Genomic DNA, 13,179 nt, shown 5'->3' on the forward strand with positions numbered 1-13,179 from the left:
GGTTAGGGGGCGTTTTGTTGTTGAAGCGAATCAAACCATAAATGTGGCGGCCTGACCGCCCACCAACGATTCCAGTAAAGACAGATTAATAAAAATATTGGTAAAGGTAAGAACATGACCGGGCTTTGGATCGGTTGATAATTCATCTCTACAGTAGAGAGAAAAATCTCCCAGATTCCAATAAAAAGCAGGAACATGGCAATGACGGAAATCACAACTCCCCGATTCTGCCATCGTTCAACCCAAACCGCGAAAGTCAATACCAGTGCCGGATAAGCCACAATGAAATTACCCGGATCGGTTTGCAGCCCAACCCAAAAACTGAGTGTCAAGGTAAGGCAAACAGTCCACACAAAAGCCCGGAACTCGCTTTTCCGGTTAATGAACCACTCCAAGATCAGAATCAACACGGCAACCCCCGAAATGACCCTGCCAAGGCGTTCACCACCCTGCGGAATGATTGCCTCCATCGCAGCCGGTAAGGTGCCGGGCGGATTATAGGATGGATATCGCAGTATTTCCCGTAAATTCTGGAGGATCCAGTCTGGAATCAAAATTACCGCAAGCCCAATCAAAAAACCCATACTGATCGAAAACCACACGATAATTTTCCAACGCCGATGACTGGCAGCCCAAATACACAAAAAAACAATAACAAGCAATACTACCTGAGGTTTGATGGTAATTAATCCCATTAAAATGCCAGCCAATTCATCGTTGCCCGCACGAACGGCAAGTAAAATTGCCACAATTGCCAAAGCAATCAATATGACTGCATTTCCCAAAATCACAGGTCGCAAGGCGTGGTACCAAAAAACCGAAAAGAGCAAAAAGATAGTCAGAATAAGCGGTCTGGGTCGCCAGCGGACCAACCTTAAAGAAAGGAATGCCATTAAAATCAAAGCAGATTCGAGAACTGCCATCCACACAGCGCGGGCAAGGTTGTAATCCGATATCATTGCAAAGGGCAAAAAGATAAAAATCGAATAAAGCGGATAGGCAACCCGTAATTCGTGTTCACCTGGTTGTGCGGCTCGACCGTACACCATTGTTTGAATTCGAAGAGCTACTTCATCCGAATAGGGGCTTAACCCGTCCTCAAAAAATGATTTTGTCCCCATCCAATGAACCAGGAAATCATTACCTCCTGGATTTTGTGTCGTATAACGGTAATTACCCCACACCAACAAACCAAATAAGCCAATGCCCAGAACCAAAAGCACTATAATTAAGAAGGATGAATTTCGTGACATTGTATTGGATTCTCCTCAAAGTGCTCAACATCCCCTGATCAATTATAATTCACGCCAGAATGAATACCAAAATTTCACTTGCCCAATTTGAAGTTCAAATCGGAAAGCCCGAGCAAAACTTTCAAACTGCTTTGGGACACATAGAACAGGCTGCCAGTTATGGATCTTCATTAATTTTATTGCCTGAATTGTGGAGCAGCGGTTACGACCTTCAAAACAGCCGGGATTATGTGGACATCAATCAAGATATCATCAATCGGCTGAAATTGCTATCGCGGAAGTTTAATATCGCCATCGGTGGTTCTTATATCACCTGCGACGAAGCGGGCTGCCACAATACTTTTCTGATTACCTTGCCCGATGAATCCGTAACTTCTCCTTACCATAAAGTCCATTTGTTCCGTCTGCTGGATGAACATCAGTATTTTAAGGCGGGCAACCAATTCGTAAGCGTTGATTTTGACTGGGGGAAGGCCGGCCTGGCAATTTGTTACGATCTTCGCTTCCCTGAACTGTTTCGCTTCTATTCAAAAAGCGGTGCATTTTGCATTTTGATTGTCGCCCAATGGGGGGCAAAACGAGCGGAACACTGGCGAACATTCCTCAAAGCCAGAGCAATTGAAAATCAATTGTTCATTGGAGCGGTCAATGCCATTGGAATGGTTGGCAACAATTCTCTGGCTGGGTATAGCGCGGTGATTTCCCCCTGGGGAGATGTTCTGGTGGAAGGTAGCCCCGACAAAGAAGAATTAATTACTGCCGAAATGAACTTTGATCTCATCGAGGAGGTCAAACAACACTTAAATTCCGGGCAGGATCGCAGGGATGATTTATATAAGCGTTGGTTTAATCAATTTATCTAAGGTGTCGAACTCTGTTCACGAACAATCACAACGCTGACCGCATCCCGATAATACTCTTTCCATCCGTTTTCGATCAGCCTTGTTACAACTGGTTGTTGAGGTTCGATCAAAAACCATCCAATTTCCCATTTTTCCACAAGTTTTTCCCACCCATCATTGGCGTTGACAATCTTCAGCCATTCGATGAGAATGTCGTCACCGAATAAATCAGTCCTTCCATCCACAAAGACCGTAGTTTCAGGTAAATTCCAGATCAAATAACCACCCCATCCGTAACTATTCAACATGTTTCCTGTCGGAATACCTTTTGCCTTCAAGTATGCAACCGCTCGTTGAGGATAAAATTGAGATTCATAGGTTGTCATTACAATTGGATGAGTAACATAATACCATTTCAGAATTGCAATCACTCCCAACAATCCGACAATCAAAAAATTTACCGTATAACGAAAGCCCGCTGACAGGGTTGATTGACGAATGATTTTATGGCCAAACCTATCAAGCCATATTTGCTTCAGGTTACTACCAATATCCGTCAAAATTTCCGGCAGGTGATTGGCAACAACCAGCGTAGAAAAAACCGCAAATAGGGCAAAATTGCGCTTCGCAACCAGAGCCAGATAAGCAAACCCTAAAAAGCCAGCTAACTCAAAACCACTTACGTTCTTATGGGTAAGCGCAAAGGAAAAAATAACCGCAAATAACAACAGAACGAATGGCTGCATCGCAAGTTGATGGAAATTGGGAGAAGCCCACTCGTCAATTAAGGTTTGCAGCACTTCTACTCCCACGGTCCTGAATGGAATGATCAAGGTATTAAACCCATTAGGATTGATCACAACCCCAATACCAGCCAATAAAATCCAGGTAAAGAATTTTTTCAGTCTGTGGAGATTTTCCTGGCTACGGCGAGGAGACAATATAAAAGTTTGAAAAATTTCTCCAACAAAAAGGAAAATCAACAATAGAATACCCAAACCATAGCCACCATGCAGATTCGACCAAAGAACAAACAGAGCAAACATCCATCCCAGCGCAGGGCCGCCTGATCGATCGCGGTATTTCAAAACTAATCCCAGTAAAATGGTGAACATCAATTGAGAAAAAATTTGGGGTCGAGGTGACCAGATGAAGGAACTGATGATTGCAGACAGTATGACAAACCACGCCTTGAAAATAGCCCCTCCCCGTATGGTGCGGTACAGGATAGCCATCGTAGCGGTCGCTGTCAGGGCAACAACAAATCCCAACCCCCAAAAGCCGCCATTTTTATAAAACCAGTAGAGGATTACCTCCCCTAACCACGAATGATTAATCCACACTTCCCCCTGCCTTGAAAAGGAAAATATATCTCTTAGAAGTGGAACCCCCGTTTGCAGCATGTATTCCCCAGCTTTTAAATGCCACCATGTGTCGCTATCCAACGGTACGCGAATCGCAATAATGAAAACCAACAAGAGTGTCACCCAAAACATTAGATTTTCTAGATTTTTTTGATTGGCCTCAGTGGGGTTCATCAATTCTGGTTACCTGCCTGAACAAATAGTTTTTCAAATTCAACAATTTTCAGGGGACGAGATAGGTCATAATAAATCAGAAAATCACCAATTTGTTTTTCATTCCACCCGATTCCTTTGTCTTTTAATAGCCAACGCAGTTTTTCATCCAATGCAGGATTACGGGTAGTGATTAACGCCACCTTATCGGATGCCTCAACTTGCTTGGTGTAGAGAGGATAACGATCATCCCTCTCGGTATATCGTAAATCGGGGTGATATGGAAATCGAGGGCTGAAAATAATTTCCTCGTTCGTGAGGAATGCCAGAGGATAAGCCACCCAATAATTTGAGTAACCTCTTACTTCTCCCTGTTCCTTCAGGAATTGAATCACTTCAGGCATTGCCCGCATATCTACCCGTGCGGGCGCATAAAACTGCGTTGTCAGACCGGGAGGGTTTATTAACGCGCATTGAATATTTCCCCAAAAATTAAACAGCGAAATCACGCCGATCAAAGCAAGACTTGAGTTTTTTTTCTTCCCCCACTCATCGAAAACCTTCCCTGCCGAGAGACTCATAATCATCCATAAGGGTAAAAAGTATCTGCCGCTTGGGTCAACCCCAAAAGAAGTGAACACAAAACCAATGAACAAAGTCAGAAAAACACCTTCAAGTATCCACTTCAATGATGAGCTCTGAGGCAATTTAAACCAATTCCACAATATTTTTCCCCACAGAATCAATACAAAGGGAATTAAAGGTAAGCCAAGCCAGCTGACATCCCAAGGCGGACGCAATCCCATAGCCGCCGGCAACCCTAACACAATGAAGTAGAAAAGATGGTTGAGTGACCGCAGAAAAAAAGGTTCGCTTTCAACCGCTACCGCAGCGCCAAACAGCTCAGTAATTAAGTTGCTCCACCCGTTCTGTATAGCAAAAATCCACCATGGTAAAGACCCAAGTAATAATCCTCCCACCAGCTGGAGGATAATGGCAACTTCAAATCGCCATTTCCTACCCTGTAGAATATGAAAGCATAACCACGCCCCCGCTGGAATACTGTAAACAAGGGTTAATCCATTTGCCCATAATCCAAAGCCGCACAGAAAACCCCATGTAAACCATAGCCAAGCCGAGTTCTTTTTATTCTTCTCTTGCAACATACGGGTATTGATCAGGATTAAGTTCCCAATTAATAATGCTTCTCCATAACCGCCGAGACTTACTGTGGTGTAGAGTGTGGTGTTTACCGGCGGAACAGCCATTAGGAAGGCCGCGATCAATCCCGCGCGATAAGAATCGAAAAATAGATAACCCACCCAATAGGAAGTTAAAATGGTAAAAAGATATAAAATTATCTGAACAAGCCTGATTCCCCACACACCCTGACCAAATATCTTGAAAACACCCGCCACAAGAAAAGCATCCAAACTCCCCATGTATGCCTGACCATAAAAAAAGATTGGTTTTTCCCCCATCAAAATGTGGCGCGCCATGAGACCAACAATCGCCTCGTCTGCGTTGAACGGAAAGACATCCGCCAGGAGCAAAGCAATTTTTAAGGATAAACCAAGCAAAATTACAAAACCTAAAAGAAAATATCGTTTCATTGGAATAATGGAAAACTCGAGTATTCCCTTTTAGAAAGATGGTTATATTATTGTATTCAGGTTTGGGTTTCTACGCCAAACACATTTGTCAGGGCAAAATCGGATGAGTAAAAACTTTCAGACCAACGCCCCACTAATCTTCATCATTTTTCTGTTCAGCATCTTGTACTTTTTGGGAATCAATGAAGTGCCTTTTCATCCGGACGAAAGCACCCAAATTTTCATGAGTCGAGATGTCCAGATATTCTTATCTCAACCTTCATTATTATTTTACAATCCAGACCACCCCGAATATTTGCGCCAAAAATACCGATTGATCGATCCACCTCTCAGCCGATGGGTCATCGGTATTGCGCAATTGATTTTTAATTTACCGCCGCTTCCATCCGATTGGGATTGGTCAAGAACCTGGGAAGAAAATTTACAAAATGGAGCATTGCCATCCAAAGACAACCTGTTTATTTCTCGTTTATCAGTATCTTTCGTTTTCCCTTTATTACTTTTTCTCGCTTTTCGCACAGGTGAAAGAATTGGTGGCAAGTCAACTGCATGGCTGAATCTCACTTTTACTGCAACCAATGCGCTTATCTTACTTCACACCCGCCGCGCGATGGCGGAGAGTCTGCTCCTGTTTTTCACAAGTCTTTCAATTTATTTTTTTATTAAAGAGAAAAAGTCTGCATGGGTAACTGCTTGTTTTGTTGCGCTGGCATTCAATGCAAAATACTCCGCAGCACCATTATTCCTGGCGGGTTTGATTGGTTGCCTCTTGATCCCCATAAAACTGCGAGTTCCTATTCGTCAAATCCTGAAAAGCGTTGTATTATACTCAATCATCTTTGTTTTGATTACCTTACTTCTCAACCCCGTACTGTGGTCCACTCCCTTTGAAGCCATTAAGGCTGCTTTCACAGAACGCCAGTCTTTGTTATTTGCCCAAACTGCAGCCATTGGCGGATACAATCCAGCCCAAACCCCGCAAACCATTCCGGCCCGCCTTTTAGCATTCATTGCTCAGGTGTATATTGCCCCGCCAGCCATTGCGGATGTAGGTAATTATCTGGCAGCTACCGAAACGCAAACCAAAATTTACTTTTCCCGCCCATGGAACAACTTAACCAATGGATTTTTTATTGGGGGATTCTTTTTTGCCCTTTCACTAATTGGCCTGATTTGGATGATTCGTGATGCATGGCGTTCAAGGCAAGAACTTGATAATCCTGTTATCCTTCTTTTGATTACATTCGCATTGCAACTAGCCGGTATTGTCACAGGCATCCCTCTTTCGTTTCAACGCTACTATATTCCCTTGTTACCTTTCCTGACCATATTTATGGCTTTCGCTATCACCAGCGGAATTCATCTAAGCGTGAATAGCGCCAAAAGTAAGAAATGGTAGATATAAATAAAAACAGGCATGGTTCAAAACCTGAAACCATGCCAGAAAATCAATCCCCAACAATTGAAGTCTAAATCATCTCGCCTATCAAATATGCTTATAGTAAACCCGATGATTTTTATAGGGTATACCGCCCACATTGATCAAATCCTTCCGCATTTGAACCGCGGTTTCCGCTACCTGGGTTAACTCAAAATGTTCAAATCCAAATTCTTTAATGGTTTTATCCATTTCAGAATACAACAGGGCATTTCCACCCCGCCCCTGATATTCTGGCAAAATTCCAGCACCATTTAATGAAACCCACTTGGTTCTTTTCATTTCTGCCAGTAAATCAATAATTGCCCACGGCGTAAGTCGTCCTTTGGCTCGCTGCAAGGCAGCAGAAACATCCGGGAAACCGAACAGGAAACCTACAATTTTTTCCCCGTAAAGGATAACTTTGATCAAACGTGGGTCGGCAATGGTTAACAAATTTTGAACCACAAAATCAATTTCCCGTTGAGTCAGGGGGTAATACTCCCAATTGTTTACGAAAGTCTTATTGTAAGCCTCTCCGATCTGATAGGCGTATGCTTTCAATTCCTTTCTATTGGTGAAGGTTACCACCCTAAAAGTACCCTTTTCCTTCACACGTTGAGCAACCAGATGCACCTTTTCGGGCATTTTGAAAGAATCTCGATGAAGGTAGCAGGAAACAAAATCCACTTCCTTTTGGAAACCAAGGTTCTCGACCAGTTTGACGTAATAAGGAGGATTGTAATTCATCATCACCATCATCTGACGGTGTTCAAATCCTTCAATCTGGATACCGTAGCCATCAAATGGACTTAAACCCTTTGGGCCGACGACTTCATTCAAGCCGCGCGCATGCGCCCATTCAAACACCCGGTTGAAAAGTGCATCTGCCACTTCCTGATCATCAACACATTCAAATAAATAAAACTGAGCCTGACGAGTGTCATGATACTCATTAAAGGGTTTGTTCTCTAGCGCACCGATCCGGCCGACCATCTCGCCGTTCATACGGGCAACAAAAAACTCCCCTTCAGAATGCTCATAAAAAGGGTGTTTTTTGGGATTCAGCATTAACTTGATATCACTCAGTATCGGGGGAACCCACTGAGGAATGTTTCGGTAAATTTTGAATGGGAATTCCACAAATTCATTGATCGCTTTCTTGCTGGATAAATCCACTTTTTCAATTGAAATCATCTTTCACCTCGCGGGTATAAATGATGAATGAAAAACTAATGATTGAGTATACTCCGATTCTCCTAATCAACAAGATGAAAAATCATTCGAAATTATTTTTACCCTGTAATTTGTTAGATATTTTTGGTATTATTGATAAAAAAGGTATTCTCATGACCAATCGTTTAATTCACGAAACTTCCCCCTACCTCCTGCAACACGCCCAAAACCCGGTGGACTGGTATCCCTGGGGCGATGAAGCCTTGCAAAAAGCCAGATTAGAAGATAAACCCATCTTTCTGTCCATTGGATACGCAGCCTGCCACTGGTGTCATGTCATGGAAGAGGAATCCTTCGAAGATCCGATTACTGCCAGTTATCTCAATCAACATTTTGTCCCCATAAAAGTTGACCGTGAAGAGCGCCCGGATCTGGATAACCTCTACATGAGCGCAGTAGTTTCCATGACCGGTCAGGGTGGTTGGCCGATGAGTGTATTTTTAACTCCAGACCTGAAACCATTTTATGGTGGAACTTATTTTCCACCGGTTCCACGCTACGGTATGCCATCATTTTTGGAAGTTTTACAGGGCATACAGCATGTTTGGCAAACCAACCGACATAATATTGATTCAGTTGCCCAAAAAGTCACTGAATATCTGCAGGAAACGAATCAATGGAAGACCTTCGCCGAACCCCAAATCCAAACCGACCTTTTAGAACAAGCTGCTCACGCACTGATCCAGCATTATGACCGCCAAAACGGTGGTTGGGGCAGAGCGCCAAAGTTTCCCCAACCAATGGTCATAGAATTTCTTCTCCACCGTCATTTGAGAAACCAACCACAAGCAATGGAAACTGCACGCCACGCTTTGGACGTTATGCAAAGCGGTGGTTTATGGGATATGGTTGGCGGTGGTTTTCATCGCTACAGCACAGATAGCCGGTGGTTAGTGCCACATTTTGAAAAGATGCTCTATGACAATGCATTGCTTGCTCAAACCTACCTTCATGCTTACCTGTTAACGGGTGATTACTCCTACCGCCGCACCTGCGAACGAACCTTGGAATTTATTTTACGTGAAATGACCCACCCATCCGGAGGTTTCTACTCCAGTCTGGACGCCGATTCGGAAGGTGAGGAAGGCAAATATTACCTCTGGACAAAGGCAGAGATTCTGGAGACTATTTCAAAACTTCCAGAACAAGAAATTTTCAAATCCACTTTTTCCCTCCCTGAAGAAGGTAATTTTGAGGGCAAAATCATTTTACAAAGTGTGCTGCCCCTCAAGACGCTGGCTAATCAGTTCGGTCTTTCAATCCAGGATTACCTTAAGCACTTAGACCAGCCTTTGGAAAAATTGCGCATTCTTCGCGAAAATCGTGTTCGACCTCAAACGGATGACAAAGTGATTGTTTCGTGGAACGCCCTTGCTCTTCGCGCCTTCGCTGAGGCAGGTCATTTTTTGCAGCGGCCCGATTTTTTACAAGCAGCCCAAAGAAACGCCGCCTTTCTGTTGGAAAACCTTGTTTCTGAAGATTTTCTCTATCGCACCTGGCGCAATGAAAAATCTGCAACCCCTGCTTTTTTGGAAGATTACGCCGGATTGACAGTTGCCCTGTTGACTCTTTATCAATTTGACGGCAATTCCCGCTGGTTTTCCGAATCGCAGAAGATTCTGGAATGGATGATCACCCGTTTCAGAGATCCAAACGGCGGATTCTTTGATACCTCCTCTCAATCTTCAAACACCATTGTCTTGCCAAAATATCCACAGGATAATCCAATTCCATCGGGAAATGCGCTGGCAGCTCATGCCATCATGCTCTACTCAGCATTTGAGGAAAATTCCCCTTATATGGATTTAGCCCTCGAATTGCTGGCCACCTTACAACAAACCGCAGCGGAATATCCCACAGCCTTTGCTTACTGGCTGCAAGTTCAGGATTATGCTGCTGGCCCGATTCAACAAATTGCATTGGTATACCCAACCTCGAAAAATCAACCCCATTTAGAATGGTTTGACCCCGAAGTGACCCCTTATCATCCCCGCCGCATTCTGGTACATTCTTCCCTGCCCCTTGCAGAAAATGCACCCGGCGTATTGGAACACAAACCGGCTTTACAGGGTCTCCCGACTGCCTATATCTGTCAAAACTTTGCCTGTAAACAACCTTTGGTAGATTTAGAAGAATACAGCCGCACCATTTCCGAAGGGTTTGCATAAAAGCGCAACATCACTTCATTGAATACTTGTGGTTGATCGACTGGTAAGGCGTGACCAGCATTCTTAATAATGACATGCCCACAATTGGGTAATAACTCAACCAGGCGGCGCTGCAAATACAACGGGACGGTTGTATCACTTTCACCGCTGATTACCAGCACCGGATTGGTGATTTTGCCTGCCAGTTTACGACCATCAAAACGACTCAATTCAAGCATCGCTTTTCGATACACCTTTGGATCAGCCAGTCTAATACTTTCGATAAAAATCGCTCTGTAAAGACTTTTATCTTCGCCTGGAAAGACCCGCTTCGCGACAAGTTCTGCCTGAGCCTGTGGTGAAAGAAAAAACGCCCGCAGTCCCCGGCGTGTAAAGTAGTGGAATTCGCTCCATCCTTTAGGTCGTAACGCAGCAAAGGTATTCACCAAAATAGACATTTTGACAAATTCAGGATGCTCAGCTGCCAACTTTAACCCCACAACCCCGCCCATCGAAATTCCCAGCACCCCGATATTTTCAATTTGTTTTGAACGTAGAAGTTTAATCAAAGATTCAGCAACCCAATCGAAGTCCCAGCGCTTCCCATCAAAGTGGGATTTGCCAAATCCCGGTAAATCTGGCGCGAGAACACGATAACCCGCTTCCACCAGCGCGGGAATCTGAAGATACCACGACTCAGCATTGGCCCCTAAACCATGAAGTAAAAGAACTGGGAAGCCGTTTTGTTGACCCTCGTCTATAATATTCATGCAGTCCCTCCCATTGCGTTGTTTTTCACAATTTTAAGCTCGTATCTTGCTTCATCAAGTTTATAATACTATCAACACCTATGGAGGAACAAATGGAAAAATTTATTATTGAAGGCGGACATCCCTTACACGGTGAAGTAACCCCAGCCGGCAATAAAAATGCCGCACTGCCTTTACTGGCTGCCTGTTTGTTGACTGATGAACCGATTGTTTTACGCAATGTCCCTGATATTCTGGACGTGCGCACCATGCGCGCCCTGTTGGAAAGCCTGGGTGTAGAAATCAACCCACTCGAACCGCACACCTGGCGGATTCAGGCAAAAGTAATCCGCCCTGCCGATTTGGATCCCGACCTGACTCGAAAGATCCGCGCCTCCATCCTGCTTGCCGGACCAATGACTGCCCGCATGGGTGAATTGCGCCTGCCCCCGCCGGGGGGTGATGTCATCGGGCGCCGGCGGGTGGATACCCACATCCTTGCGCTTACCAAACTTGGAGCTCAGGTTACCTACGATCGTTATTTTTACTTCTCAGCCAACGGCTTAACCGGGGCCGACATTTTACTGGATGAAGCCAGTGTTACTGCAACCGAAAACGCCATTATGGCTTGTGTAACCGCCAAGGGACAAAGCATCATCCGCAATGCTGCTTCCGAACCCCATATTCAGGAACTGTGTCATTTTCTCAATACGCTTGGCGCAAAAATCGAAAATATCGGCTCAAACACGTTGCACATCACCGGTGTTGAAAAACTCCATGGCGGTGAATTTACTATTGGACCGGATTATTTAGAGGTGGTCAGTTTCATTGGGGCTGCTGCTGTTACCCATGGTGAAATCTGGATTCGCAATGCCGGCAACCAGTACCTGGATATGATTCGATTGGTTTTCGGACGTTTGGGCGTACACTGGGAAACCAGTGGAGATGATATCTTCGTCCCTTCGAAGCAGAAACTGGTTATTGAGCCCGATTTGGGGAATGCAATTCCAGAAATCAGCGTAATGCCTTGGCCGTCCTTCCCAACCGACTTGATGAGCATTGCTCTTGTGGTAGCCACCCAATCCAAAGGTACCGTACTTTTCCATGATTGGATGTATCCCAGCCGTATGTTCTTCACCGATAAACTCGTTGGTATGGGTGCTCAAATTGTCTTATGTGATCCGCACCGATGCATTGTTCAGGGACCTACCGAACTTTACGGCGAAAAAATGGAAAGTCCCGATATTCGCGCCGGTATGGCGCTGGTACTGGCTGCCCTTTCGGCGAAAGGCACATCGGTCATTCGCAATATCGGACAGATTGACCGTGGTTATGAGAAAGTAGATCAGAAGCTGGCAGCCTTAGGCGCTAACATCCAACGAGTGGTTGAATAACAAATCAAAAAATCCCGGAACCTCCGGGATTTTTTGATGATCATCTGTTTTAGTTCTTCTTGGCAGAAGCGTTTTGTACTACCTCTAAAAATTGATCCAGTATTTCGCGCAGCATTCCCTCGGGTAAGGCGCCAACCTGACGGTGAATCACCTTGCCGTTGGCAATAAATAGCATCGTAGGAATGCCCTGAACCCCATAACGCATTGCCCATTCGGGATTTTCGTCGGTATTTACTTTCGCGACAATTAATTTTCCAGCATATTCCGCAGCAATTTTATCCAGGATTGGGGCAACCATGCGGCAGGGACCGCACCAGGGTGCCCAGAAATCAACAATAACCGGCAAATTTGACTGAAGTACCGTTTTTTCAAATGCTGCATCCGTTACGTGTACTGGTTCTTTAATCATTCCTTTCTCCTCTCATCAGTTTTGATATAGTATACCATTCGAAAAAAATTCATGCTAATTTTGATGCTGAGTGAATTCAAAAGTTGCATAAAATATCAGACCTCTCAGATTTCGAGAGGTCTGAAAACAATCCTTAAAACCTGATCCTGAAAATCACTTGACTTTTACCGAAATGGTCTTCGGACGCATTTCCTCAGCTTTGGGTAATACCAGCGTGAGAATACCATTCTCATATTCGGCTTTGGCTTTTTCTACAACCACATCCACCGGCAATTGGATGGAACGGGTAACCAAGCCGCTGCGCCGTTCGCGGATATGGTAGGTGGCATCCTCCCGGACTTTTTCCTCCTTGACTTCTCCGCGAATGGTTAACACCTGGTTAGCCACGGACACCTGGATATCTTCCGGTTTTACACCCGGCAAGACGGCTTTGACTACCACTTCATCATTGGTCTGGTACATATCCACAGCCATCCAATCATATCCGCGCCAACCTTCCAGTTGACGGCTTAACATGTTGTCAAAAACTTGATCTACCATCGAACGTAAAGTTGCCATCTCTCGGAAGGGATCAAACAGGGTCAAGTCTGCCATACTCCACC

The 13,179-nt window shown here is 44.6% G+C and carries 11 protein-coding genes; 4 read left to right on the forward strand and 7 right to left on the reverse strand.

Annotated features, from left to right (window positions below; translation table 11 throughout):
- Window positions 1-2: 2 nt before the first annotated feature.
- Window positions 3-1,253, reverse strand: coding sequence for a glycosyltransferase family 87 protein (locus ACWIZX_RS05365; protein ID WP_322793615.1), 1,251 nt, complete (start codon window positions 1,251-1,253; stop codon window positions 3-5).
- Window positions 1,254-1,312: 59 nt separating this feature from the next.
- On the opposite strand from ACWIZX_RS05365, the gene ACWIZX_RS05370 reads away from it, so the two are divergent.
- The gene (locus ACWIZX_RS05370) at window positions 1,313-2,116 is read left to right on the forward strand and encodes a nitrilase-related carbon-nitrogen hydrolase (protein ID WP_322793616.1); all 804 of its coding nucleotides are present in this window, start codon (window positions 1,313-1,315) and stop codon (window positions 2,114-2,116) included.
- Here ACWIZX_RS05370 and ACWIZX_RS05375 read toward each other — a convergent pair.
- Both ACWIZX_RS05375 and ACWIZX_RS05380 read right to left on the reverse strand, forming a co-directional pair.
- Window positions 2,113-3,633 (reverse strand): hypothetical protein, encoded by a 1,521-nt coding sequence (locus tag ACWIZX_RS05375; RefSeq protein WP_448335058.1) that lies wholly within the window; start codon window positions 3,631-3,633, stop codon window positions 2,113-2,115. The two genes, ACWIZX_RS05370 and ACWIZX_RS05375, sit on opposite strands and share 4 nt — an antisense overlap.
- Window positions 3,633-5,225 (reverse strand): glycosyltransferase family 39 protein, encoded by a 1,593-nt coding sequence (locus tag ACWIZX_RS05380; RefSeq protein ID WP_448335059.1) that lies wholly within the window; start codon window positions 5,223-5,225, stop codon window positions 3,633-3,635. Before ACWIZX_RS05380 ends, ACWIZX_RS05375 begins: the two co-directional genes overlap by 1 nt.
- 103 nt (window positions 5,226-5,328) lie before the next feature.
- On the opposite strand from ACWIZX_RS05380, the gene ACWIZX_RS05385 reads away from it, so the two are divergent.
- Window positions 5,329-6,624 carry an ArnT family glycosyltransferase gene (locus ACWIZX_RS05385; protein ID WP_448335060.1) on the forward strand — a complete coding sequence of 432 codons (1,296 nt, stop codon included), beginning with the start codon at window positions 5,329-5,331 and terminating at the stop codon, window positions 6,622-6,624.
- 87 nt (window positions 6,625-6,711) lie between these two features.
- Here the strand turns inward: ACWIZX_RS05385 and ACWIZX_RS05390 are convergent, their stop codons facing one another.
- On the reverse strand, window positions 6,712-7,839 hold the full coding sequence (locus ACWIZX_RS05390; protein ID WP_448335061.1) for a hypothetical protein: 1,128 nt from the start codon (window positions 7,837-7,839) through the stop codon (window positions 6,712-6,714).
- A gap of 152 nt (window positions 7,840-7,991) precedes the next feature.
- On the opposite strand from ACWIZX_RS05390, the gene ACWIZX_RS05395 reads away from it, so the two are divergent.
- A complete protein-coding gene (locus ACWIZX_RS05395) occupies window positions 7,992-10,046 on the forward strand; it encodes a thioredoxin domain-containing protein (protein WP_448335062.1) in 2,055 nt (684 codons plus the stop codon).
- On the opposite strand, the gene ACWIZX_RS05400 is transcribed toward ACWIZX_RS05395, so the two are convergent.
- Window positions 9,971-10,795 (reverse strand): alpha/beta fold hydrolase, encoded by an 825-nt coding sequence (locus ACWIZX_RS05400; RefSeq protein ID WP_448335063.1) that lies wholly within the window; start codon window positions 10,793-10,795, stop codon window positions 9,971-9,973. The two genes, ACWIZX_RS05395 and ACWIZX_RS05400, sit on opposite strands and share 76 nt — an antisense overlap.
- A gap of 92 nt (window positions 10,796-10,887) precedes the next feature.
- Between ACWIZX_RS05400 and murA the strand changes: the two genes are divergently transcribed.
- Window positions 10,888-12,168: a UDP-N-acetylglucosamine 1-carboxyvinyltransferase gene (gene murA, locus ACWIZX_RS05405; RefSeq protein WP_448335064.1), complete on the forward strand. Its 1,281-nt coding sequence runs from the start codon at window positions 10,888-10,890 to the stop codon at window positions 12,166-12,168.
- 49 nt (window positions 12,169-12,217) lie between these two features.
- On the opposite strand, the gene trxA is transcribed toward murA, so the two are convergent.
- Both trxA and ACWIZX_RS05415 read right to left on the reverse strand, forming a co-directional pair.
- The gene (trxA, locus tag ACWIZX_RS05410) at window positions 12,218-12,577 is read right to left on the reverse strand and encodes a thioredoxin (protein WP_322793624.1); all 360 of its coding nucleotides are present in this window, start codon (window positions 12,575-12,577) and stop codon (window positions 12,218-12,220) included.
- Window positions 12,578-12,730: 153 nt separating this feature from the next.
- The gene (locus ACWIZX_RS05415; RefSeq protein ID WP_322793625.1) at window positions 12,731-13,171 is read right to left on the reverse strand and encodes an Hsp20/alpha crystallin family protein; all 441 of its coding nucleotides are present in this window, start codon (window positions 13,169-13,171) and stop codon (window positions 12,731-12,733) included.
- Between the last annotated feature and the right edge of the window lie 8 nt (window positions 13,172-13,179).

The sequence above is a fragment of the Bellilinea sp. genome, from assembly GCF_053501535.1.